Origin of the sequence: Sphingobacterium sp. UDSM-2020 (genome assembly GCF_016132525.1) — a bacterium.
GTDB classification, from domain to species: Bacteria; Bacteroidota; Bacteroidia; order Sphingobacteriales; family Sphingobacteriaceae; genus Sphingobacterium; species Sphingobacterium anhuiense.
The window spans coordinates 4,771,362-4,797,270 of record NZ_CP066166.1 but is presented as its reverse complement, the minus strand read 5'-3'; the positions used below and the strand labels follow the sequence as shown (position 1 = coordinate 4,797,270).

The 25,909-nt window shown below is 36.9% G+C and carries 19 protein-coding genes; 12 read left to right on the top strand and 7 right to left on the bottom strand.

Annotation, left to right across the window (positions count from 1 at the left end; all coding sequences use genetic code 11):
* Window positions 1-15 precede the first annotated feature (15 nt).
* The 3 genes from JAZ75_RS20260 to ruvB all read left to right on the top strand — a co-directional run bounded on the left by JAZ75_RS20260 (window position 16) and on the right by ruvB (window position 3,221).
* Complete coding sequence (locus tag JAZ75_RS20260) at window positions 16-1,212, top strand: NADH-quinone oxidoreductase subunit D (RefSeq protein WP_132768242.1); 1,197 nt, start codon at window positions 16-18, stop codon at window positions 1,210-1,212.
* A gap of 239 nt (window positions 1,213-1,451) precedes the next feature.
* Window positions 1,452-2,177 (top strand): polyprenol monophosphomannose synthase, encoded by a 726-nt coding sequence (locus JAZ75_RS20255; protein WP_021188219.1) that lies wholly within the window; start codon window positions 1,452-1,454, stop codon window positions 2,175-2,177.
* A gap of 21 nt (window positions 2,178-2,198) precedes the next feature.
* The gene (gene ruvB, locus JAZ75_RS20250) at window positions 2,199-3,221 is read left to right on the top strand and encodes a Holliday junction branch migration DNA helicase RuvB (protein ID WP_021188218.1); all 1,023 of its coding nucleotides are present in this window, start codon (window positions 2,199-2,201) and stop codon (window positions 3,219-3,221) included.
* 116 nt (window positions 3,222-3,337) lie between these two features.
* Here the strand turns inward: ruvB and JAZ75_RS20245 are convergent, their stop codons facing one another.
* The 3 genes from JAZ75_RS20245 to JAZ75_RS20235 form a co-directional block, all read right to left on the bottom strand.
* Window positions 3,338-3,880 (bottom strand): hypothetical protein, encoded by a 543-nt coding sequence (locus tag JAZ75_RS20245; protein ID WP_208698003.1) that lies wholly within the window; start codon window positions 3,878-3,880, stop codon window positions 3,338-3,340.
* Between the two features lie 3 nt (window positions 3,881-3,883).
* Window positions 3,884-6,370: a S9 family peptidase gene (locus JAZ75_RS20240; protein ID WP_208698001.1), complete on the bottom strand. Its 2,487-nt coding sequence runs from the start codon at window positions 6,368-6,370 to the stop codon at window positions 3,884-3,886.
* 90 nt (window positions 6,371-6,460) lie between these two features.
* On the bottom strand, window positions 6,461-7,879 hold the full coding sequence (locus JAZ75_RS20235; RefSeq protein WP_232789452.1) for an ATP-dependent RecD-like DNA helicase: 1,419 nt from the start codon (window positions 7,877-7,879) through the stop codon (window positions 6,461-6,463).
* A gap of 93 nt (window positions 7,880-7,972) precedes the next feature.
* On the opposite strand from JAZ75_RS20235, the gene JAZ75_RS20230 reads away from it, so the two are divergent.
* Genes JAZ75_RS20230 through coaD form a run of 3 tightly spaced genes read left to right on the top strand, consistent with a single transcriptional unit; the run spans window position 7,973 to window position 9,768 of the window.
* Window positions 7,973-8,770, top strand: coding sequence for a DUF3822 family protein (locus tag JAZ75_RS20230; protein WP_021188213.1), 798 nt, complete (start codon window positions 7,973-7,975; stop codon window positions 8,768-8,770).
* Window positions 8,761-9,294 carry a 16S rRNA (guanine(966)-N(2))-methyltransferase RsmD gene (rsmD, locus tag JAZ75_RS20225; protein WP_208697997.1) on the top strand — a complete coding sequence of 178 codons (534 nt, stop codon included), beginning with the start codon at window positions 8,761-8,763 and terminating at the stop codon, window positions 9,292-9,294. The genes JAZ75_RS20230 and rsmD overlap by 10 nt, the downstream gene beginning before the upstream one ends.
* A gap of 3 nt (window positions 9,295-9,297) precedes the next feature.
* Window positions 9,298-9,768 (top strand): pantetheine-phosphate adenylyltransferase, encoded by a 471-nt coding sequence (gene coaD / locus JAZ75_RS20220; RefSeq protein WP_132768230.1) that lies wholly within the window; start codon window positions 9,298-9,300, stop codon window positions 9,766-9,768.
* Between the two features lie 268 nt (window positions 9,769-10,036).
* On the opposite strand, the gene JAZ75_RS20215 is transcribed toward coaD, so the two are convergent.
* On the bottom strand, window positions 10,037-10,285 hold the full coding sequence (locus JAZ75_RS20215) for a hypothetical protein (RefSeq protein ID WP_021188210.1): 249 nt from the start codon (window positions 10,283-10,285) through the stop codon (window positions 10,037-10,039).
* Window positions 10,286-10,370: 85 nt separating this feature from the next.
* A complete protein-coding gene (gene gdhA / locus JAZ75_RS20210) occupies window positions 10,371-11,702 on the bottom strand; it encodes an NADP-specific glutamate dehydrogenase (RefSeq protein ID WP_021188209.1) in 1,332 nt (443 codons plus the stop codon).
* A gap of 168 nt (window positions 11,703-11,870) precedes the next feature.
* Between gdhA and JAZ75_RS26245 the strand changes: the two genes are divergently transcribed.
* From JAZ75_RS26245 to JAZ75_RS20200, 3 genes are all read left to right on the top strand, one after another.
* Window positions 11,871-12,182, top strand: a complete 312-nt coding sequence (locus JAZ75_RS26245; protein ID WP_409049524.1) for a DUF6660 family protein — start codon at window positions 11,871-11,873, stop codon at window positions 12,180-12,182.
* 85 nt (window positions 12,183-12,267) lie between these two features.
* Window positions 12,268-16,590 carry a CusA/CzcA family heavy metal efflux RND transporter gene (locus JAZ75_RS20205; protein WP_208697995.1) on the top strand — a complete coding sequence of 1,441 codons (4,323 nt, stop codon included), beginning with the start codon at window positions 12,268-12,270 and terminating at the stop codon, window positions 16,588-16,590.
* A 5-nt stretch (window positions 16,591-16,595) separates the two neighbouring features.
* Window positions 16,596-17,834: an efflux RND transporter periplasmic adaptor subunit gene (locus JAZ75_RS20200; protein WP_208697993.1), complete on the top strand. Its 1,239-nt coding sequence runs from the start codon at window positions 16,596-16,598 to the stop codon at window positions 17,832-17,834.
* 66 nt (window positions 17,835-17,900) lie between these two features.
* On the opposite strand, the gene JAZ75_RS20195 is transcribed toward JAZ75_RS20200, so the two are convergent.
* Window positions 17,901-18,242 carry a HopJ type III effector protein gene (locus JAZ75_RS20195; RefSeq protein WP_132768224.1) on the bottom strand — a complete coding sequence of 114 codons (342 nt, stop codon included), beginning with the start codon at window positions 18,240-18,242 and terminating at the stop codon, window positions 17,901-17,903.
* Window positions 18,243-18,282: 40 nt separating this feature from the next.
* Window positions 18,283-18,813 carry a YceI family protein gene (locus JAZ75_RS20190; RefSeq protein ID WP_031287132.1) on the bottom strand — a complete coding sequence of 177 codons (531 nt, stop codon included), beginning with the start codon at window positions 18,811-18,813 and terminating at the stop codon, window positions 18,283-18,285.
* A gap of 875 nt (window positions 18,814-19,688) precedes the next feature.
* Between JAZ75_RS20190 and JAZ75_RS20185 the strand changes: the two genes are divergently transcribed.
* The 3 genes from JAZ75_RS20185 to JAZ75_RS20175 all read left to right on the top strand — a co-directional run bounded on the left by JAZ75_RS20185 (window position 19,689) and on the right by JAZ75_RS20175 (window position 25,869).
* A complete protein-coding gene (locus tag JAZ75_RS20185; protein WP_132839778.1) occupies window positions 19,689-20,066 on the top strand; it encodes a hypothetical protein in 378 nt (125 codons plus the stop codon).
* Window positions 20,067-20,176: 110 nt separating this feature from the next.
* Window positions 20,177-21,286, top strand: a complete 1,110-nt coding sequence (locus tag JAZ75_RS20180) for an efflux RND transporter periplasmic adaptor subunit (RefSeq protein WP_021188205.1) — start codon at window positions 20,177-20,179, stop codon at window positions 21,284-21,286.
* 23 nt (window positions 21,287-21,309) lie between these two features.
* Entirely contained in the window at window positions 21,310-25,869 is a 4,560-nt protein-coding gene (locus tag JAZ75_RS20175; RefSeq protein WP_208697991.1) for an efflux RND transporter permease subunit, read from the top strand.
* The last annotated feature ends 40 nt before the right edge of the window (window positions 25,870-25,909 follow it).

Below are 25,909 nucleotides of genomic sequence, written 5' to 3'. Positions count from 1 at the left end.
TGGATAACCAAAAATATGTCGCATACGAAGTATACTGCAGCTTTAGAAAAATACCAACAACATTTAGATAGCATTGGCTCTCAAGAAATGATTATTAATATGGGCCCGCAACATCCATCTACCCATGGCGTGCTTCGGCTTCAATTGATTACAGATGGAGAGCTTGTAAAAGAAGTCATTCCACATTTAGGCTATTTGCATCGCTGTTTTGATAAACATGCGGAATCAATGAATTATGGTAAAAGTATTCCATTTACAGATCGTCTGGACTATTTATCATCGATGAATAATAGCCATGCATTTGTAATGGGGGTAGAGCGCATGCTCGGTATCGACGATAAAATACCAAAAAGAGTTGAATATATACGTGTACTGGTCTGCGAATTAAATAGAATAGCATCGCACTTAATTGGTATCGGTACCTATGGAATTGATATAGGTGCATTTACGCCGTTTATGTGGTGTTTTAGAGATCGGGAGCATATTATGAATATGCTTGAATGGGTATCCGGTTCACGCATGCTCTATAATTACATTTGGGTTGGAGGCTTATTTTACGATTTACCAGTAGGTTTTGAAGAAAGGTGTGCTGAATTTGTAACTTATTTTAAACCAAAATTGGTCGAACTCGATGAACTGTTGACCGAGAACCAGATTTTCATATCCCGAACAGCAAATATTGGTGTGTTGCCTGCAGATGTCGCGATCAATTATGGTGTTTCTGGTCCGATGTTAAGAGCTTCAGGAATCAAATGGGATCTGAGAAGAATTGACGGTTATTCTGTTTATCCAGAAATTGATTTCGAAATCCCTGTTGGAAAAGGAGAGATGGGAGCGCTCGGAGATTGCTGGGACCGATACAAAATCCGGGTCGATGAAGTAAAAGAATCTGTTAAGATTATCGAACAATGTTTGGAAAGACTATTAAAAGAATTTCCGCGTACAGATACATTTGACCCAAGAGCACTTGTACCTAAAAAGGTGAATTTAAAAGCACAGGACTATTATGTAAGAGCTGAAAATCCGAAAGGTGAATTAGGATTTTACTTTGTAACACAAGAAAAGACAGACATTCCTAAGCGTGTGAAAGCAAGAGGTCCGAGTTTTAACAATCTTTCCGTTTTACCTGAATTAGGAAAAGGAACCTTAATTGCGGATCTGATCGCTATATTGGGTTCTATGGACATCGTATTAGGCGAAGTCGATCGCTAATCGCTGTATTTGTAATTTTTGTGTTATCAAGACGCATCAACCCGCAAATTAGTTTGGTTTACCATTCCTTTATCCTATATTTGTAGTCTCATAATTTAAGTTTATAATTGGTTAATAAAAGTCTGCTATTGCAAAATAGTGGACTTTTTTATTTTGCAGAGCACCTCATTATACCAATTAAACGCACGTCAAAATCCCAATAAAATTAGTAACTTTACCACACACAAAATGTTTTTAAAGTGGCCGATAGTTTAGTTATCATACCTACATATAACGAGAAAGAGAATATTGAAAAAATAATTCGCAAAGTATGCTCACTCTCAGTACCTTTTCATATTTTAATCGTTGATGATGGTTCTCCAGATGGGACTGCACAAATCGTAAAATCGCTTGAAGCGGAATTCAGAGGACGTTTGTTCATGGAGGAACGCAAAGGGAAATTAGGACTTGGCACTGCTTATATCCATGGTTTTAAATGGGCATTAGCACGAGAATATGAGTTTATTTTTGAAATGGACGCAGATTTTAGCCATAATCCTGAAGATCTAATTCGTTTAAGACAAAGTTGCTTAGATGGTGCAGATATGAGTATCGGATCTCGTTATATCAAAGGGGTCAATGTCGTTAATTGGCCGATGAATAGGGTTTTGATGTCCTATTTCGCATCTGTTTATGTACGGTTTATCACCGGAATCAATATCCAAGATGCTACAGCCGGTTTTGTGTGTTTTAGACGGAAAGTTCTTGAGCGTATACCGCTTGATAAAATTCGATTTGTGGGCTATGCCTTTCAGATAGAAATGAAATTTACGGCGATACAATATAAGTTTAATGTGGTCGAAGTACCGATTATTTTTACAGACCGGACAGAAGGTACTTCAAAAATGAGTACCAGTATTTTTAAAGAAGCTTTTTTTGGTGTTATTCAACTAAAGATTTCAAGTTGGACGAGAAAGTATAATTAAATTGAAGAAAGGAAAGCGTAAATGAATGAACACTTAGATCCAAATGCGGAAAACTTAAGTCATACAGACAGAGACATTGAACGTGTATTGCGACCTCAGGCTTTTGAGGACTTTACGGGACAGGAGAAAATTTTAGAGAATCTTAATATTTTTGTTAAGGCTGCAAAATTAAGAGGCGAGTCTTTGGATCATGTATTACTTCATGGCCCCCCAGGATTGGGTAAAACGACACTTTCCAATATTATCGCCAATGAGATGGGCGTAGGTATTAAAATTACTTCAGGACCCGTTCTGGATAAACCCGGTGACCTGGCGGGATTACTGACCAATCTGGAAGAGGGTGACGTCTTATTTATAGATGAAATCCACCGGTTAAGCCCGATTGTTGAAGAATATCTCTATTCAGCAATGGAAGACTTCAAGATCGATATCATGTTGGAGACCGGACCAAATGCACGATCTGTGCAAATATCGCTTAACCCATTCACCTTAATTGGAGCAACAACACGTTCAGGACTATTAACATCTCCATTACGTGCGCGATTTGGGATTAATGCGCGATTACAATATTACGACGTTAAGTTATTGACCACCATAGTACTGAGATCTGCAGATATCCTAAAAACACCCATTACAGATGAAGGTGCCTATGAAATTGCAAGAAGAAGCAGAGGAACACCGCGTATAGCCAATGCCCTGTTGAGAAGAACACGGGATTTTGCACAAATAAAAGGAACAGGTTCTATTGAGCGAGAGATAGCAAAATATGCACTTAATGCCCTAAACGTGGATGAAAATGGTTTAGATGAAATGGATAATCGTATTCTGACCACCATCATAGATAAATTTAAAGGAGGTCCTGTTGGTTTAAAAACCATTGCTACTGCCGTAGGAGAAGATGAAGGTACAATTGAAGAAGTTTATGAACCTTTTCTTATTCAAGAAGGTTATTTAATGCGAACTTCGAGAGGGAGAGAATGTACTGAAGCTGCTTTTAGACACCTAGGGCGAGCATATTCACATAAAGGTAATACACTATTTTAGTGCTAGAGTTATCTTAAAAATAGTAATTAAATGCTATGATGATGGTGGACATCTCTTAAATCTTGAAGATAAGAGAGCGAAAGCAAGTCATAGCATTTTAGTTTAACCTATTTGATTTACTTTTTCAAAATTTTCAAACTCCTGCTTTTAATCGCTGGAGTAGGGTTTATTCTCAATAAATATTCGACCTGTGCATAAAGTTCTTCTTTAACCCACGAATATTTTTTACTCATTTGATCTAAAATATCCATGCAATTTGCAGCTACAGCAACCGGACAACTTGGATCAGTTAACCATTTGAAAGAGACGTCAATTATACAATCATATTCTTCATCAGACAAGCGGATATGATTTACTTTTGGAGAGGTGATGTACATTAATACTTTGCTATAACTTCTAGCGCAGCTCCAATTATTTAAATCTGTCAGATTTTTAATCAGCATTTGGTAGTTACGCTTGTCAAGCAAGGCTTTATCTTTTAAAACAATGGTCTCGAACATCCAGGCGCTTCTAAAGGCAAGTTGCTTATCCGCTTCATATGTAGACAGCACTAAAAGATCAAGTAAAGATAATCCTTGTAAAATATCCAAAGAAAAATCCGCTACCTGATACTGAGTATAGATAGCGGAAAAAATTTCTAATTTTTGTTTTGTAATCATTGATTATCTACTCAACGGTATTTCTCTATTCATTTCAATCATATTGACTTCTTCAATTTTTGAATCACCGATTAGGTATTCTGCAAAATAGTCACCCATTTTCCAGAAAAAATATTCTGTCATATCACCAAATCCGTGACGTTGACCAGGTAAAAGCAAGAAGTCAAAACGCTTATTTGCTTTGATTAAAGCGTTCACCATTCTAATAGAATTAGCCGGGTGTACATTATTATCAATATCACCAGTTGCAATCAGAAGCTTACCTTTAAGATTTTTTGCTAAGTCTGTATTTTTATCGATCTGATAAGCAAATGTAGTATCGCCTTTGGCACTAATTTTCTCCGTTACACCATGATGTCTTTCACTCCACCATCTGTTGTAGATGTTATTTTCATGATTTCCAGCACCAGAAACAGCTACTTTGAAGAAATCAGGATATACCAACATTGCTGCAGTTGACATAAATCCACCACCCGAATGTCCTGTAATACCAACACGGTTGATATCAATAAACTTGTAGCGGTCTGCCAATTGTTCAGCAGCGGCCTTTTTATCTTCCAATCCATAATCCCTTAAGTTACCATAGCCAAATGTATGGTACCATTGTGATCGAGCAGGATGACCACCACGGTTACCTACTGTAATGACAATCATGCCAAATTGTGCTAATCGGTCAATTCTATCCATGCTTCTACCAAAAGACTGATTTACAGCCTCCGTTTGTGGTCCAGGATAGATATATTCCACAATGGGATAAGTTCTGGTGCTATCAAAATCAAATGGTTTATACATAACACCATATAGATCAGTAATACCGTCACCAGCTTTTACTTTAAATGGTTGCGGAAACTTATAACCAGCAGCAAAAAGTAAAGATAGATCCGCCTTTTCTAAGGTCATTAATTTCTTACCATTTGTATGGTATAAAGCGATTTCTGGAATTGTATTTACCCTAGAAAAATTATTAACAAAGTAACGAGAACTTTCACTGACATCAACCTGATGATCAAAGTTTCCTGGGTTTAATAATTTTAGATTTCCACCATTAAAGCCCACACTGTAGTGATGTAAATAATACGGATCTTCATTTTTTTCTCGACCATTAGCCGTGAAATACAACGTTCTTGTTGCCATATCAGATCCTGTAATTTCTTCACAATTGAAAGATCCACTTGTCAACTGCTGTTTCAAATTACCTTGATTATCATACAGGTAAAAATGTCCCCAGCCATCACGTTGTGACCAATGGATAAACTCAGCACCATTATTAATTAATAAAGGCTTTTTGATATCCTGATAAACGTTAGATCTCTCTTCAACTAACACTTTAATTGATCCGTCTATATTAGCCTTAACCAAATCGATACGTTTCAAATCACGGCTAGAACGTGCGATGTAAAATGCTTCATTTGACCCTAACCAGTAATTGATAAAATAATCACCCTTGTAGCTATTTTTATCTGTGGTTTTAGACCAATTACTTATCGTTTGATTTTTAAAAGCATCAACTTTTATCTGTTTGTAAGTTTTATCAGAAGCCTTGAAGATGAACATTTGAGTTTCCGTAGAATCTACTTCACCTGGCATCTGGTATTTATAGGTCTCTAAAGTAGGACGTTTACTTCCTACGTTATTAATCACCCATAACGGATTTAAACTTCTGTTATCTTTACGTGTAATAACAAAATGCTTACCATCAGGAGACCAGTTCATCCATACACGCTTGCGCTTCACAAGATCTTCATCTTTCTTATCGTCGCCTGTAGTGGTGCTATATTCATCACCCGCCCAAGCATAATATTGTACGCCATCTTTAGTGATCTGATGTTCTACAATTGTTGAATCTTTTTCATTCTTAACCGCTTTTTCATAATTGGCGCGATCCATCCAGTACAAATTAAAGTCCTTAGCAAAGTAGACGGTATTGGTATCAGGAGAGAAGGTTGCCCATGATAGAGGCTGTTTCTCTTTTGATTTATCGCTTATCTCAATGACTTTCTGTGTTGCCAGATCATATTCCAGATAGAAAAGCTTCTTTTTTATCGTGTCAGTTTTCACTTTCAGCTTCTCAATCTCTTCTTTGGACTTTACTGTATCTTTCGTACTGGCAACCTCAAATCTGATTTTCTTCTCATCTTTTGTAAATCTTAAATTCTGAAGAGACAGATGTTGAGCATCAAATGGATTTTTTACAATCTTCGTAATTTGTGCCGCTAATTTTTCATTATCGAAAAGTGTTTCTTTTTTATTGGCAGCAGGATCCACTAGGTACCAGTTTTTTCCTTGAGGTGTAGTGAAATCGTACCAGAAGCGATCAGAAAAGTTTATCCAATTTGGTTTAACCGTAGTAGAAAAAATCATTTTCTTAAGCCTATCTGGCGAAAATTTTGACGCTAACAGGTAGTTTGCTTTAGGTGGTGAGGTTGATTCTTGGGCTGTAGCATAAAAACATGATAGCAACAGTCCTAAGAATAAGTAAATCTTATTCATTCTTTAGTTTTATGTGAAATTTATAAATCAAAAGTATTAAGTAATCACATGAGAAAGAAGCAAGTCTTGTAAAATTTTAGTTAAAGAGCCCTAAGAGTAGAACTTTTCATTAAAATTGACTAAAAAGAGCTCTTCTGTAGCCCGGGTAATTCCAGTATATAGCCACCTTAAAAACTCGGTAGTCAACATTTCATCTGTCAAATAGCCTTGGTCGACAAAAACAGCTGGCCATTGTCCACCCTGAGCCTTGTGACAGGTAATCGCAAAAGCAAATTTTATCTGTAACGCATTATAATAGGGATCTTTCTTAATCGCTTCCAGTCGATCCTGTTTTAAGAAAATATCTTCGTAATCCAGCGCCACTGCCTCGTACAGTTTTTTCTGTTCCTCATAAGGAAGATTAGGGCTGTCTGTATAGAGACTATCCAGAATTACACGGCAGGTTATTGGTTCTTGATTTTGAGTATCCATAAATTCAAGAGTAATATCCGCAAACCGAAATCCATGTTGCTCATGCACGTTGCTTACTTTTCTTATTTTCGCCATATCACCATTAGCAATAAAGCCATTTTCAATCCCATTATCTTGAAGCCAAAAATAATTATTGCGTACGACCATGATATGATCCCCACCTGTAATCTCCTCGTCTCGAAATAGAATCTGGTTACGGATATGCTGATTGTATAAGTTAGCAGACTTATTGGAACGACAGATTATCATTGTATTTTCGATTCCGAACTTATCATATGCATAATTAATTCCCTCAATTAAACGTTCACCTGTCATTCGGTAAATATCTTTAAATCCATTTGTTATGAATTTAGGGAAAGGGTAGGTGCTTTCCAGCTCTTCAAGATTTATTTCCTGACGGATCTTTGTCGCATTAAAAAGAATTCCAGAACTTTTCTGTTGCCGAACAACATCTGTCAATTCGAAGGTATAAGGGTGAAAATAAAATTCATGCTCTAAATAAGCCGGATTAAGAGCAGGGCTTTCCCACAGACCCACCGGCGGTAGCTGGGCGGTATCACCCACAAACATGATCGAACAGTTTTTACCGCTTCGTACATATTTCACAAGATCGTCCAATAAGCTTTTCGAAAACATGTTGACGCTTTCATTCGATATCATGGAAGATTCATCGATAATAAATAATGTATCTTCATGCAGGTTTTCAGCTAATGTGAAATCCAGCTGAAAAGAAACCGCATTTTTCTTACGGTATATTTTCTTGTGGATGGTCAGTGCAGGTCTACCCGAATAGAAACTCATTACTTTTGCAGCTCGACCCGTAGGAGCAAGCAAGACCGCTTTCTTCTTGATATAAGGAAGGGTTTTCACTAGAGCGGAAATGATCGTTGTTTTACCTGTTCCGGCATAGCCCTTTAATACAAAACAATCTTGCGTATGAAAAGAACTCAGAAATTGAGCTAACAGTTCAAAAACAGAATTTTGTTGCGGAGTCGCTGTCCAAGGAAAGCGTTGGATCAATAAATCTTTAATAAGCACCATCAAAGTTATCTAAAAGGTTTGTCTTATCGTTTAGAAAAGTTAATTTTGTTAGGTTGTACAATTTAATAATTGAATTTGGAAAGCATAAATATGAATTATATATCGGAGAAGTTTAATATCCATTTTTTGCCAGAATACACCTTATCTGCGAAAGCGGGTTTTAGCAAAGATGTAATTGCAGTTACGGACAAGCAGTTAAATCTGAATCTGTTGCTAGAATATGACGCCGAAAACCCAAAATTGGATGCTACTCAAATCCTAAGTTTACCTTTTCGATATGTTAAGGTGGTCATTCCTCATCAAAGTTTAACATTCATTCCTAAGGAGGTTTTTCAAGAAGATCGATTAAGCGAATATGCACCATACTTGGTAGAACATGTTCCCAATCATATTCACACCTATGAAATGAAAAATTTGGGAATTGTTGCCGTGTTTGAATACGATCTCATCTTATATAATAGATGGAAAGCGCTTTTCCCTGATGCAGAAATTTTCCCTGAGTTCTGCATTATATTAGATCAGGCCCAAGATCTTGTTCCAATTAGAGGTTCCGTTTTAGGTGTACATTTTGTATCCGATCATTTGGTAGATTTATACTTGTTTCAAAATGGGCAATTCATGTTGTATAATTCTTTTGATGTGCATTTTGCAGATGATTTAAATTACTACATTTTAAATATTATACAACAATTTTCACTAACTGATCAAGTTTCTAAAGTATTGGTATCAGGCGAAATACCTAATGATACCTATCGTAAATGTTTAGAAAGATATTCGACAACCATAGCGCATTTAGAATCTAAAAGTAAGGCTCATATCAATAAGGATATCGAAGGAATCAATTTTAAAAAATATAATACATTATTTGACGCGATACTATGCGAATAATAGGAGGGCAATATGGTGGTATACGTCTTAATCCACCCACAAACTTACCAGTAAGACCAACTACAGACATCGCAAAAGAGGCTTTGTTTAATATTCTACAAAACCGACTGGATTTTGATGAACTGAATTGTTTAGATTTATTTGCAGGTACTGGTAATATCAGTTTTGAATTAGCTTCTCGATACGCAGCTTCAGTTGAATCAGTAGACCTGCATTTTAAATGCGTTCAATATATTACGGATACAGCAAAGAAAATGAACATATCCACTATAAAAGCTAAAAAAGCAGATGTATTCAAGTATATTCAAACAGCCAAAGGTAAGTTTGATTTTATCTTTGCTGATCCACCATATGATATTCCAAAACTGCCGCAGCTGGCACACCTTATTTTAGATAGCGGACTTTTGGATAAAGAAGGCTTATTGATTATTGAACATCCTTCCACCCGGGAAATGGATCCACATTCAAATTTTATTGAAAAACGGAAGTATGGATATTCATCATTTTCATTTTATACTATTTAAATTATGAAGATTGCGGTTTTTGCAGGATCCTTTGATCCTTTTACATTAGCACATCAAGACTTAGTGGAGCGTGCTTTACCTCTTTTTGATAAGATTTATATCGCAGTTGGAGTAAATAGTGCCAAACAAGGCTTATTAACTGTAGAAGACAAGTTATATACGATCCAGGCTGTTTTCAAAGATCATCCGGCAATTGAAATCGTTTCATTTGAAGGGTTAACGATTAATTTCTGTAAAAAGGTCGGCGCGAATTTCTTGCTAAGAGGACTTCGCAATACTGCTGACTTTGAATTTGAAAATAGCATTGCACAAAACAATTTATTGTTAGCTCCGCAGATCGAAACTTATTTCTTGATGAGCAGGAGTGGACTTGCCCATATCTCTTCGACTATCGTTCGGGATGTCTGGAAAAATAAGGGCTCCATTGCTCAAATGGTTCCGCCCGAAATAGATGATTTTTTGAAAAATAAATAGCTAACGTAAAAAAAAAGGATATCCAGTCGGATATCCTTTTTTTTGTTAAAAGCACTTATTTATTAAACCAAATTATATTCTGCGGACTTATGTAGCTCTTTGTTTTACAATACTTTACACAGATTACATATACTCAAGGTACAACTAAATTAGCTATGTTGTAGAAAATGCTGAAATACGCATACCTTATGACCAAATTTAATTTTGTTTTAGATGTTATCAATTTCTAATGAATTGATAATAAGTAATTTGTATCAAATTTATTAACCTATGAATCATATCGATCAAAGGCAACAATAAAGGATTTACGCATGATACTGAAGTGGTTTAACACTTCCGCGATAAAGGTTTCATCCAGTAATTCGAAGACACCATTCACACCGCCTACGATATCGGTTTCTGCAATCTTATATGACTGTTCCAATGTCCCTTGTTCAAACTTAATGATGAACTTTTGATTCATACCAAAGATGGATATCTTACAATCAGGATGTGGTAATTCTGCTAATATTCTCATGTTGCTATTTTTTACAAAGTAAATAAAAAAACGGTTAATCCCACTTAGGGATTAACCGTTTATATGGAAAAAATACAACGTTAAATTAAACGATGCCTTGTTCAGTCATTGCTCGGGCAACTTTCAGGAATCCCCCAATATTTGCACCTTTTAAATAATTGATGTAATTTTTGTCATGACCATATTTAACACAAGTTTTGTGAATATTAACCATGATATCTTTTAGTTTACAATCGACTTCTTCTTTAGTCCATTGTTGGCGAATAGAATTTTGCGACATTTCTAAGCCAGATACAGCTACACCGCCTGCATTAGCAGCTTTCCCTGGTGCAAAACTAATTTTCGCATCGTGGAAGACTTTGATAGCTTCTGCTGTTGAAGGCATATTAGCACCTTCAGCTACACATTGACAGCCATTAGCAATTAATGTTAACGCATCCTCTTTTGTTAGCTCATTTTGAGTAGCACAAGGTAGCGCAATATCACATTTAAACGCCCAAGGCTTTTTGTCTGTAAAATATTTTGCATTCGGATATTTAACCACATATTGATCTAAATCACGTCCGATAGTTCCGATGTACGCTAATTTTTCAGAAGTAATTCCTTCTTCATCATAGATTGTTCCTTGACTATTTGATAGCGTAATTACCGTAGCACCTAATTGGATTGATTTCTCAGCAGCGTAATACGCTACATTTCCAGCACCTGAAATAGCAACGATTTTGTCTTTTAAATCCTGATTATTGAAATCATAGATGCATTCAACAAAATAAAGTAAACCATAACCAGTAGCCTCCGGTCTCGTGTAAGATCCACCCCAAGAACTTCCTTTACCTGTTAATACGCCTGTAAATGCATTTTGCAATCTTTTATACTGGCCAAATAAATAGCCAATTTCTCGTGTTCCAACGCCGATATCTCCAGCTGGTACATCTGTATCCGGACCGATATGTCTAAACAGCTCGGTCATAAAGCTTTGACAGAAACGCATGATTTCAGCATCTGACTTACCTTTCGGATTAAAATCTGCACCGCCTTTACCGCCACCTATAGGTAAACCTGTTAAACTATTTTTGAACACCTGTTCAAAAGCTAAAAATTTTAAGATACTTAAGTTGACAGAAGGAGCAAAACGTAATCCACCTTTATATGGACCTATAGAGCTACTCATCTGCACGCGGTAACCTCTATTGATTTCAACCTCGTTCTTGTCATTTAACCAAGCAACGCGAAAAGAAATAACGCGCTCAGGTTCAACTAATCTTTCTAAAATTTTCAGCTTAAGTAATTCTGGATGACTTTTAGAAATAAATGGAATTAAATCCTCTGTAACTTCTTGTACAGCTTGTAGAAATTCTGGTTCATTCGGATTGCGTTTCTCAACGTAATTTATGAATTCGTTAAAAGTGTTTGACATGTATTATAGTAAATTTTCCCTTTTGAATTGCTAATATATAAAAATTAATCTTATTTCATTACATTTTTTTTATAAAAACTTGCAGTTATGTGTGAAAATTAAAAATAGCCGTTTAATTTCATATTCTTGATTAATTTATTATTTTTGTAGTAGATTCAATCGATAAATTTGAAGATATTCGTCTATATATTATGCTTATACTTCATCGGGTTAACGATGGTTCCTTGTGCAGACCAAGTGCAGGAGGCCACCGCTATACACATAACCGGAACGCAAGATAAGGGTCATTCTGATGAACATCAGGACTATTGCTCACCTTTTTGCATCTGCTCTTGTTGTTCTACTGTATTGAATATCGAACAAACAAATACCATTTCCTTTATCATAGTATTACTAGAATCAAAACGAAAAATTGCGTACGAAACCAATTTATATTCGTTTGATTACTCTAGTATTTGGCAACCGCCCCAGCTCGCATAATTTTACGATAAAGTCTTAGTTGACTACTTTTCATTCGCTTATCTTCATGATGAGCATTTTGTATAGCTATTTTAAGTAAAATATTATGTTGAACGCAATCATCAGGTTCAGTATCCGTAATAAAATTATTATCGGACTCTTTACACTGATATGGATCATCTGGGGACTATGGAGTGCATTGCACATTCCCATAGATGCTAATCCAGATATTACCAATAATCAAGTACAAATAATTACAAGTTCTCCGGCCTTAGCAACGCAAGAGGTGGAGCAATTCGTCACATATCCGATCGAACAAAAATTAACAAATCTACCGGATCTGGTAGAATTACGTTCGATATCCAGATTTGGACTTTCAGTTGTTACCGCAGTTTTTGACGATGATGTCAATATTTATTTTGCAAGGCAATTGATCAGCGAAAAACTGCAGGAAGCAAAGGAAAATATACCGGAAGGTCTCGGAAGTCCAGAATTAGCGCCGATTAGTACGGGACTTGGTGAAATTTATCAGTATGTTATTCATCCTGCAAAAGGGGCTGAATCAAAGTATACTGCCACAGATCTCAGAACAATGCAAGACTGGATTATCGCCAGACAACTATATGGAACGCCTGGTGTTGCTGAAGTCAATAGTTTTGGTGGAAAACTAAAACAGTATGAAGTTGCTGTTAATCCTTATAAATTAAAAGCTACCGGTGTCGGAATCAATGAAATATTTGCAGCCCTGGAAGAAAATAATCAAAACACAGGTGGCGCATATATAGATAAAAAACCCAGTGCTTATTTTATACGGGGTATTGGTCTTTTGACATCCATGGAAGATATCGGCAATGTTGCCGTAAAAAATAAAAATGGCTTCCCTATTTATATTAGGGATGTCGCAGAAGTATGTGAAGGTGCTGCAGTACGCTATGGTGCACTGACTTATAATGGAGAAAAAGAAGCCGTAGGCGGCATTGTTATGATGCTAAAAGGCCAGAACTCCGCAGAAGTAGTCGCAGCAGTAAAGGAAAAACTCGAAAGAATTAAACAATCTCTACCTCAAGATGTTGTAGTTGAAGCTTTTTCAGACCGAACAGATCTGGTTAATCGTGCTATTGGAACGGTTGAGAAAAATTTGATTGAAGGTGCCCTGATCGTCATTTTTGTTTTAGTCATTTTTCTAGGAAACCTGAGAGCAGGCTTAATTGTAGCTTCGGCAATTCCATTATCAATGTTGTTTGCATTAGGAATGATGCGTTTATTTGGGGTAAGTGCCAACCTTATGAGTCTGGGCGCTATCGATTTCGGTTTAATTGTCGATGGCTCCTTAATTGTCGTGGAGGCAACTATGCATCATCTGGGGCTTAGAAAAAGTAAGCATGTCCTGAATCAGGCTGAGATGGATGAGGAAGTATACCAATCATCTTCAAAAATCAGAAATAGCGCCGCATTTGGTGAAATTATTATCCTCATTGTCTATATACCCATATTAACACTGGTAGGGGTCGAAGGGAAAATGTTTGGCCCTATGGCGCAAACCGTTAGCTTTGCCATTATAGGAGCGCTATTATTATCACTCACCTATATACCGATGATGAGTGCACTGTTTTTATCCAAAAAGCCTCACCACAAAATTACTTTCGCCGATAAGATGATGGCCAAATTGCAACAATGGTATGCACCATTAGTTCAAAAGGCTGTCCGCATAAGAAGAACACTATTATTATTAACAGTAGCACTCTTAGGTTTTTCCGGCTTCCTATTTAGTAAAATGGGCAGTGAATTTATACCGCAATTACAAGAAGGAGATTATGCATTTCATTGTATTTTACCACAAGGATCTTCACTCTCACAGAGTATAGAAACATCCATGCAGGCTGCGAAAATTATTAAAAAATTTCCCGAAGTAAAAATTGTTGTAGGCAAAACAGGTAGTGCCGAAATCCCGACAGATCCAATGCCGCCCGAGGCAACAGATATGATTATCACCTTGAAACCAATGTCAGAATGGAAATCCGGGGATACATATACGGGACTAGCAGAGCGCATGCTTGATTCACTTTCCGTCATTCCAGGTGTATTCTTTGAAGCATCGCAGCCTATTCAGATGCGATTTAATGAATTGATGACAGGTGTGAGACAGGACGTTGCCATAAAAATATTTGGTGAAAATATAGACTCACTTGCAACGATTGCAAGTCGTGTAGGTCAAGTTGTACAAAGTGTTGAAGGAGCTTCAGCACCACAGATTGAACGTACAACAGGGCTACCACAGATCTCGATTGTTTACAACAGAACACAGTTAGCGCTGCACAACGTAACAGTCAAGGACTTAAATAAAGTTATTGCTATGTCTTTCGCTGGCACAAGCACAGGATCGATATATGAGAATGAAAGGAAATTCGACCTTGTTGTTCGTTTAGATAGCGCATATAAAACGTCAATGGCCGATGTTGAAAACCTACCAGTCTTAACTGGGGATGGAGATCAGATTCCATTGAGCCAACTGGCAACCATTAGTATAAAAGATGGCCCTGCACAGATCAGCAGAGAATCAGGGAAGAGACTTGTCGTGATCGGATTTAATATAAAAGAGCGCGATGTTACTTCAGTAGTAAATGAGATTCAGGAAAAACTGACAAAGATGGATGTGATGCCAACAGGTTACTACTATACTTTCGGTGGGACATTTGAAAATCTAAATGCAGCTTCTAAAAGATTAGCACTGGCAGTCCCGGGCGCATTGTTGCTTATCTTTATATTACTTTACCTGACTTTTAGGTCAATTAAAGAATCCTTACTAATTTTCACAGCCATACCTATGAGTGCAATAGGTGGAGTATTTGCACTATTAATCCGCGATATGCCTTTTAGTATTTCCGCAGGTGTAGGGTTTATAGCATTATTTGGAGTAGCTGTACTGAATGGTATTGTTTTAATTTCCACATTTAATCAATTGGAGAAGGAAGGAATTTCCGATGTATTTGAGCGGGTATGGGAAGGGACAAAAATTCGACTCAGACCAGTGTTGATGACGGCGACAGTGGCTTCATTAGGGTTTTTACCAATGGCTCTAAGTACGGGAGCTGGAGCAGAAGTACAAAAACCGTTGGCAACAGTTGTCATAGGAGGTTTGTTGTCTGCAACCTTTTTGACACTTTTTGTATTACCTTGTTTATATGTCTTATTTTTTAATACTAAGAAAATGAAAATAGGGAAATCGACAATCATAACATCATTAGTGCTGGCTTTCTTATCACTTTCTACAATAAGTTTAGCGCAAGAAAATCCAAAAAGGATTCAATTGGAAGAAGCTATAGCACAAGCTTTGGACGCCAATCTCAATTTTAAAAACACGGCATTAGAACTTGAAAAATCACAGATTGACCAACAGAAATCTTTCGATGGCAAAACAGGAATTTTTGTAGAGAATGAAGATTTCTCCCCTTTAGAGCCAAATGGATTATGGAAAGTTGGGTTAAGTCAAGATTTCGCCTGGCCAGGGTTTTATAAGGCTAGAAAAGAATTTTTAAAAAAGAATGCCCAAATGGTTTTGGAGCAAAGAGAAGATGCGAAAAAACAACTGATAAGGGATGTATCTTTAAATTACTATCAGCTTATTTATCTAGAAGCTAGACAAGCTTTCTTTCTACAGCTGGACAGTACCCATCAAAAATTATTTGAATCCGCAAAACTTCGGGTAAAAACAGGGGAAGCGGCCGGTTTGGAGCAGATGGCGGCAGAAACAAAATGGCAAGAAAATAAAACCATTATGCTACAAAATGAGCAGGATTTAGCCATTGCCGCACAAAACTTCAGCGTTTTATTAAATAACAACAACTTGATTTTACCGATCAAGAGTGCGCTGCAAAAAATAAGTGCTTTTCAATTGCCAGATTCAATAGGTGATCATCCTTTGCTTAAAATACAGCAGAAATCAATAGAGATGGCTGAAGCAAATACCAAAATGGAGCAAAAAACCAAGTTGCCAGATTTTTCTGGTAGAGCTTTCTCCCAAAAACTTTGGGGACAACGGAATCCTGTTACCGGCATATCACTAACGATGAATATGCCTTTATTCTCTAATAAATATTACCATAATAAAGTTAAAATAGCTGAATTGGAGACGGCAATAGAAAGACAAGAATTGGAGCAGCTGAAAATTAGCCTTACAGCGCAACAAGGTAATGCAAAGAAGGAAATCACCAAAAATGAGAAGCAATTGCAGTTTTATGAACAATCAGGATTAAAGCAATCCGAGGGCATTATGAAAGCTGCCAATTTAGCCTATCAAAGTGGTGAAATCAGTTACGCAGATCTTATCCAATTTCTATCACAGTCCATTGATATAAAAATAAATTACCTAACAGCTTTGAATGCGTACAATCAAAGTGTGATTCAATATCAATATTACCATTCAAATTAAGTATCATGAAACTAAAGTTTTTAATTCGATATAGTTTATTTTTTGCTAGTAGCGTAATCGCTCTAGGATGTCAAACCAATACTTCAACTGAAAAACAGCAAACAGAAGAGAAAGGGGAGCAAGAGCATGAGGAAGAGGCGCTTACATTGACAGCAGCCCAAGAAAAGCAGGTAGGATTAACCTATACAAATTTATCCTATCAGATGCTAAGTAATGGTTTAGTACTCAATGGTGTGCTTGATGTGCCGAATGATAAAAAAGCCTACGTGACATCTGTATATGGTGGAGTCTTGGAAGAACTTTACGCTAGACCGGGAGATTTTGTTAAGAAAGGACAGATTTTAGGAAAAGTGCTCAATCCAGATCTGATTAAAATGCAAGAGCAATTACAACTGATTAACAATCAGATTTCATTAACTCAGATTGAAGTCAACCGTCAGAAGGAATTGGTAGAAGGAAACGCCGCACCTTTAAAAAAGCTACAGCAAGTTGAGGTCGAACTGGCCAATTTGAAAGCTCAAAAGAACAGTTTGTCACGACAGCTGTCATCCGGAGGAGGGTCTTTGCACATTTCTTCACAAATTACGATTAAGGCGCCAATCTCGGGAGTGGTGGCTTCGATTCAAGGATTGATTGGAACACGTATCGAGGCGTCTTCACCAATTTTAGAAATTGTCAATAATGATGCATTGCATGTGGATATGTATGTATATGAAAAAGATTTCTCAAAAGTGAAAAAAGGGCAAAAAATTCTATTTTCTCCCGTTAACAACGCTAATGCTTCATATGAAGCAAAAATAGATCAGCTCGGACAGGCTTTTGAAAAAGAGACCAATGCAATCGCAGTTCATGCCCAGGTTTTAGGCAACAAAGAAGGACTTATTAATGGCATGCAAGTTCAAGGTACAGTTGTTATTGGAGATGAAAAATCACTTGCTGTTCCCACAGATTGTATTGTAAGTGCCGAAGGTAAAGATTACATTTTCATATTAAAGGAAGACCATAAAGCACATGGATCAGAACCAAAAGAAGCTGATACCCATAGTCACGAAGATCATGCGGACCACAACCATGGAGAAGTAGGTAACGAATATGAAAGAGTTCCGGTTGTTAAAGGAGTTTCCTCAAGAGGATATACCGCAATTACTCCTATAAAAGAATTAGATGAACATACGAAGATTGTTCAAAAAGGGGCATTCTTTTTATTAGCCAAAATGACTAATTCCGGAGAACATTCGCATTAATCAATGACAAGTTCCAAGTTTTATTGCATAAAAAAAGCCGTTATGAAAATAACGGCTTTTTTATTATCAGGCCTCTAATTTCAGCGTTAAAACAACACCGCTAAACGATACGCCATCCCAGCCACTAATCATAAATTGACGTATGTTTTGATGATTATCACCATCAGGATCATTTAAAACAGCCTCATAATGCTCCGCAAATAGGGCAAGAGTCTGATCTTTATCTAAATTGTTTAAACTAGCAAAAGCAAGAATCTTTGCACTGCCTTGATTTTCCGTCTCTTGATTTACTTGATTTCCATTCGTAAATGCAGTAGGGGTGTGCTCATAACGAGCTGCTATGTAGTTCAAAACATCTGAAAAAATAATTTCTTTATTCGCCAGTTTTGCCAAAAGTTCGTGTGCCATTTTGATACAGTATTTAATTTACACACGCAAAATAATAAATTTATTGCTCTTTATTGAGTAACAATTGAATTGAAATATCAATATCTTCATCAATCAAGAGACTATTGGCCTCTAAAACTGAATTATATTTCATATCAAATTCCCATCGGCTCACTTTTCCGGTCACCTCAAATGAAATTTTTTCCTGACCTTGTGGATCAATTATTTTACCATTATATTCCACTTGTAGCTCCACCAATTTTGTATGACCATGCATGGTTAAATGGCCTTCCAATCGAAATTTCTCACCCTTAATCTTTTTAAAACTAGTGGATTTAAATGAAATTGTCGGGTATTGTGCTGTATCAAAGAAATCAGCACTTTTCAAATGTTTATCTCTTTCTTCCACATTTGTATTGATACTGTTTGCATCAATATTAAATTGTATAGAGGCTTCTTTAAAATGCTCACCCCATTCAGCGAAACCGTTAAAAGTGTTAAAACTTCCTCTAATAGAGGCTATTACCAAATAAGTAATACGAAATTGTACCGAGGAGTGGGCAGAGTCTATAATCCATTTTGATTTTTTCATACGATTTACACATTTACAGATACATTGATGATCTAATTTACAAAATAAAAGCATGATATTCAATAGCATATAACGGTATTATGAATCGAAAAGAATCAATCTGATAGCAGTAGAGAAATGAAATTTAAAACAATCGACATCGATATACCTAGCTGTCATAGATGAATCAAAATCCCGTATAAAACCATTCTTCAAAAGATTCTGAAGATTATAAATTGTACTGTAGTAGCTTGATATAGCGCAGTAATAATTTGTTAAAAAACACCTAGATGAACTTAAATACGATGTTGCGAAATAGTCATTTTTGGTAAACAAATTTTAGATATAAATGTATGAGGGGATGATCATATAATTTCTATTTAACATAATATAAATTATATGACTTATTAATATGCTCATTTACAAGGGTTCCATATAATGGCGGTAGTTTCATTTATACTTGGAAATATTTTATTTATAAGACTTTGTTCATGTGATATAACCACCAAAGGCTTATTGTGCTAAAGAATCAATCAATATTGATCTGTATGACTTAATCAAAATACCACCTGCATATTACTGTTCATCTTATGTGGCTAATTTCAATACAATTCAAACCAGATGAACTCTAAATAAAACTGTTCACAAATTTCCCGTCGAAATGGATCGATCAATAATCGAAATGAAAAATAAAACAGCGAAATTATATTCTAAAAAACCATCTCTGAGATTTTGATTATCTGGACAATTATCCGTTCATTTTTTTTTATTGAAATCTCAGCGATTAGGAATTTTGATAAAATACAGCTGCATCAAATATTAAGACAATGTTTTTCTTTTGTAATATTTATGTGGTTGTTCCAGCATAACTATTTGATTTTATATATTTGTTTTTTATGTGGATTAAAATATTTCACTTCTTGGCATTATTTGGTTACTTGAACATCCTTTTTTATCAGGCTGGCGTCAATACCAATACGCGTGCATCAAATATTTCCACACAATATTTTACCGGAGATTCATTACTTGAATTTGTTCTTGACGATGTGTTGGATATTCCCATTGAAGTTCCTGAAAAAGATTCTGAAGTTCAGTTTGACGATTATCGTATTTTCAATTTTAATCCTCAGATTTTATCCGTTTTTATTTTCGTTCTGGGACTTGTTTATTCTGCATTATCAATTTTAAAACAGAAAAAGCACCCGCTTTACAGTAAGAAAAATGCCTGCTTATCAGGTTACTATCAGTATCTCTACCGATACAGTTTATTCTAGTTTACCCCCTGCCCTATTTTTTAATTTTAAATTAGATTTTAAGAGTCTAATTTTCTAATAATCAATATTTTATATTGATTTATTCTATTCGTTAACATTTTATTTTTTATATGAAAACACGTTCCATGTCTTGGTATGCATTGTCATGCCTAGCGATTTTATCTGCCTGCACAGCCAAAAGCAATGATAAACAGGTAAGTACAGCTCCTAAAAAAGTACCTGTATCCAATTTAGTTGTTATGGATACCACAATTTACAAAGACTATATTGCTGATATACAATCAGTCAAAAATATCGAACTTCGATCACGTTTAAGTGGCTTTTTAGAACACATCTATGTGGATGAAGGTGCCGCAGTAAAGAAAGGTCAAGTATTGTTCAGACTCAGTGATGAAGAATATAAAGCCGATTATGCGCGCGCAAAAGCCAACTTTAATGCAGCACTTACAGATGTCAAAAAAGTGGTTCTTGAGTTAGAACGTACAAAAGATCTAGCCGCGAAAAACATCGTAAGTAAAACAGAAGTCGAATTACTTAAATTACAATATACAGCTGCGGAGTCAAAGGTCGAAGAAGCAAGATCGATCATGCAACAAGCTAAAACGCAGTTGAATTTCACATTAGTACGTGCTCCTTTTGATGGTAAGATTGATCGTATTCCCCTAAAAGAAGGATCACTCTTAGAGCAAGGTTCTTTACTAACGACCGTTTCCTCACTTAACGAAGTAAATGTATACTTTGACATTTCTGAAAATGAGTACTTAAGTATTGTATCTGACTCATCGTTTAACAAAGATTCTTTTAACAAAGATGTAAAACTGATCCTCGCTGACGGTAATCCGTACCCATATCCTGGAAAGGCATCCATTGTTGAAAGTGAATTTGAGAAGAACACAGGATCAATATCTTTACGGGCTAGGTTTTCAAATCCGCAGGGCATGTTAAAGCATGGTGCTTCAGGTAAAATCTCTGTTCCAATACAGACCGGCGACACCAAATTTGTACATCAAAAATCTGTTTTTGAAATTCAGGATAAAACTTACGTCTATATCTTAAATAAAGATAAAACTGTTTCGATGAAATCTTTTGAAGCTGGCCAACGTGTCGGGCATTACTATATCGTGAATGGAGGTTTGTCTGATACAGATCAGATCGTATACGAAGGTGTACAATCCTTGAAGGATGGTATGAAGGTGGAAGTAATCCCTGTTAAGTTATAAAAACTTTGTTTTAAAAATATTTTATGTTTGATGTTTATATAAAAAGGCCTATCCTATCGTTGGTAATTTCATTATTTATAACGTTACTAGGATTATTGGCCTTATTTACACTACCTGTTACCCAGTTTCCAGATATTGTACCTCCGTCGGTCGTTGTTACCGCAAATTACACAGGAGCAAATGCGGAAGTCAGTACCAATGCTGTTGCCATTCCGCTGGAACGTGCGATCAACGGTGTTGCAGGTATGACCTCGATGAATACCGTTTCCACTAACAATGGAACAACACTCATTCAAGTCGTTTTTAAAGTTGGAATTGATCCCGATATTGCCGCAGTAAATGTGCAGAATCGGGTAACAACAGTATTAGATGAGCTTCCCGAGGAAGTGACACGCGCAGGTGTTACCACAGAAAAAGAGGTAAACAGTATGTTGATGTATCTCAATCTGTATACTGAAGATGAAACTGCTGATGAACGCTTTATTTACAATTTTACAGATATCAATGTTTTAAAGGAACTAAAGCGTATTGAAGGCGTTGGTTTTGCTCAAATTATGGGTATGCGTGATTACGCGATGCGTGTTTGGGTTAAACCTGATCGGTTAGCGGCTTACAACATCTCAACCGACGAACTAATTGCTTCCCTTCGTAAACAAAATATCGAAGCTGCCCCTGGTCAGACCGGTATCAGTTCGGATAAAATGGTCAATATGCAACAGTATGTACTTCGTTATCCGGGAAAATTCTCGGAACCGGAAGAATATGCCAATGTACCTATTCGGGCAAATGCAGATGGTTCTATTATCCGTATAAAAGACGTTGCTGAGATCGAATTCGGCTCATTAGATTACGAAATGGTTTCTAAAACTGATGGTAGACCTTCGGCTTCCATCATGTTAAAGCAATTGCCGGGATCCAATGCACAAGATGTTATCAAACGTGTTAAAGATAGAATGGCGGAATTACAAAAAGCCACATTCCCGGCAGGTATGAAATATACAATGGGTTATGATGTTTCCCGCTTTTTAGATGCATCGATATCCAGTGTTATCAAAACCCTGCTTGAGGCATTCTTATTGGTGTTTATTGTCGTATTTATATTCTTACAGAATTTTAGAGCGACATTGATCCCGATCTTAGCTGTTCCGGTGAGTTTGATCGGTTCACTATTCTGTATGCAGATGCTCGGATTCTCAATCAACTTATTGACACTATTTGCACTCGTATTAGCGATCGGAATTGTAATTGACAATGGTATTGTCGTCGTCGAGGCCGTATTTGCCAAAATGGAAGAGGAAAATCTTCCACCTATGGAAGCTACGTTAGCGGCAATGAAAGAAGTGGGTACTGCTGTAATTGCGATCACTTTGGTCATGTCAGCCGTATTTATACCCGTGGCCTTCCTTGATGGACCCGTCGGTATTTTTTATCGACAGTTTTCGCTCACATTGGCCTCAGCTATTATTATCTCCGGTATCAATGCCCTGACACTAACACCCGCACTTTGCGCGATCATGTTAAAAAATCCGCACGATCAGAAAGAGAAAAATAACTGGATGACACGTTTCTTTAAAAAATTCAATCAAGCTTACGACAAATTAGCTGGAAAATACCGTGGATTTTTATCGAAAACCGTAAGCCGTCGCGGACTTACAGTACTTGTTCTGGTATTATCTTTTGTAGCAACTTGGGGAACAAGTGCGATCCTACCATCCGGTTTTATTCCCACGGAAGATCAAGGTATGGTCTATGTCAGTGTCACAACACCTCCAGGAGCCACAGTTGATAGAACAGAGAAAGCGTTAGATGAAGTAGATCGTATATCAAGAAGTTTAGAGTCCGTAGAAACGGTATCAACTCTTGCCGGATATAGTATTTTGACAGAAGTATCAGGTTCATCTTACGGTATGGGAATGATCAATTTAAAAGCTTGGGAAGACCGTGCGCAGACAGTTGATGATGTGATGAATGAACTCAAAGAAAAAACAGCACATATCGCAGATGCACAGATCGAGTTCTTCCCTCCGCCTACCGTTCCCGGTTTTGGTAATGCCGCAGGTTTTGAGGTTCGTTTACTGGATAAAACAGGAACTGAAGATCTCAATAAAACGGCTGTTGTATTGGAAGAATTCATGAATAAACTAAACGCCAGCGAAGCTATAGAAAGCGTTTCTTCAGGATTTGACGTTAACTTTCCGCAGTATATGTTGGAAATTGACTACGATTTAGCGGCCAAGAAAGGAATATCTGTGGATAATGCAATGAATACATTGCAAACACTTATGGGTAGCTTCTACGCCACCAATTTCATTCGTTATGGACAGATGTATAAAGTAATGGTGCAAGCAGACGCACATTATCGGAAACAGCCCGAAGATGTTTTAAATCTTTTTGTGAAAACCGATAATGGCGAAATGGTTCCTTATTCAGCCTTTATTACCATGAAGCGCGTATTTGGACCGGAACAGATTACACGCTATAACATGTTTACAAGCGCCATGATCAATGGGCAGCCGGCATCTGGATTCAGTACCGGACAAGCAATTGAAACCATTCAGGAGATTGCGAAGAGCTTACCGCAAGGCTATAGTATTGAATGGTCAGGTATGACTAAAGAGCAGATTGCTTCTGGCGATCAGACTATTTACATTTTCGCCTTAGTACTATTGTTTGTTTACTTACTATTGGCGGCGCAGTATGAAAGTTTCTTCTTGCCCTTACCTGTTATCTTATGTATTCCCGCCGGTATGTTCGGAGCGTTTCTATTTTTAAAGTTATTGGGATTAGAAAACAACATTTATGCACAGGTGGCACTCGTCATGCTGATTGGGCTTTTAGGAAAAAATGCCATTTTGATTGTCGAATATGCAGTACTCAAAAACAAACAGGGCATGTCCATTGTGGAGGCCGCGATCGACGGTGCGATAGCACGTCTAAGACCAATTTTAATGACATCATTTGCCTTTGTGGCGGGACTTATTCCATTGATGTTCTCCTCTGGAGCAAGTGCTATCGGTAACAGAACAATTGGTACCGCTTCCGTTGGAGGTATGTTGATCGGAACCATAATCGGTGTTTTGATTATACCGGCACTTTATGTTCTCTGTTCAAAAAGAACAGCAAAAGTTAAGAAGAAGAAATTAGCAACAGTAGTTTCTGTAGTGCTTGCTGTTATTTTAATATCGAGCTGTTCTGTTCCTAAAAAGCTGACACCGATGCAAGCGACAGCATTGCCCGAAAAATTTTCGCCGGCAAATGTGCAAACCGATAGTTCGATAGGTCAGATTTCTTGGAGAAAAGTATTTGAAGATAAAAAACTGATTGCCCTTGTGGATTCAGCATTACTGTATAACTATGATTTACAAATGGCGATAAAGCGTATTGAGATTGCTCAAGCAAGCTTCAAACAGAAAAAAGCTGCGCTATTTCCAAAAGTAAATGCTGAAGTTGGCGCAGGTTTGACAAAGTATGGCTTTTATACCGAAGAAGGCATTGGTAACTACGATAGTAACTTTTCAGAAAACTTAAAATCAGACGAAAAGATTCCATCACCTGCTATTCCAGATTATTTTGTAGGACTGCGCAGTTCTTGGGAAATCGATGTATGGGGCAAATTAAAAAATCTGAGACAGTCATCGTACGAGAATTATCTAGCACAGCTTGAAGCAAAGCAATTGATTGCGACCGAATTGGTGACCAATATTGGTTCTGCCTACTATCAGCTCATCAGTCTGGATAATCAGTTAGCAGTCTTTGAAAGAAATCTAAAACTGCAGGAAAAAGCCTTAGCTATTATTGAAGTACAAAAAGAAGCGGGTCGAGCGACCGAATTAGCTGTTCAGCAGTTTAAAGCTATTCTAGCAAACTCCAAGTCAGATCGTGCTAAGACGAAGCAAGAAATCAGTATTCTCGAAAATCACATCAATTTCCTTATTGGACGTGTGAATCAGCCTATTGAACGTACTGCAATTCAGCTGGAAGAAGTACACCTGTTTGATAAATTGGCTTCTGGAGATCCCGCATTAATGCTTGCATTGAGACCAGATATCCGCGAAGCCTCTCATCAGATGGTTTCGGCCATGCATGAAGTTCATGCTGCGAAAGCTGCTTTTTTACCCGCAATAGTCTTATCTCCTTTTATCGGCTTAAATTCATTTAGCTTCGATAAACTGATTGACATCAATAAATCGGCAACTTACGGTTTATTCGGTGGCATTACAGCTCCGATTTTTAATCAAAGAGAATTAAAGACGCAGTATGAACAGTACAAAGGAAATTATGGTATTTCATTCTTGAATTACGAGAAGATTGTTTTACAGGCTTATAACGAAGTATCCAATGCCTTGCTGACAGAAGATCATATTATTGAACGCTTTCAGCACAAAAATGAACAAGTCGTTGCTTTAGAATCATCCGTAAATTCCGCTCATGATTTATTTTTGGCAGGCCGTATCAATTATTTAGAGATCATCACCAGTCAAAGAGAATCCCTTGCTGCTCAAATTGAGCAGGTCAATATTCTAGAAGAAAAGATCTTAAATCAATTAGTGTTATACAAAGCCTTAGGTGGAGGTTGGAAATAAGAATAAAAAAATGTTAATGATAAAAGGGTGGCCAATAAGG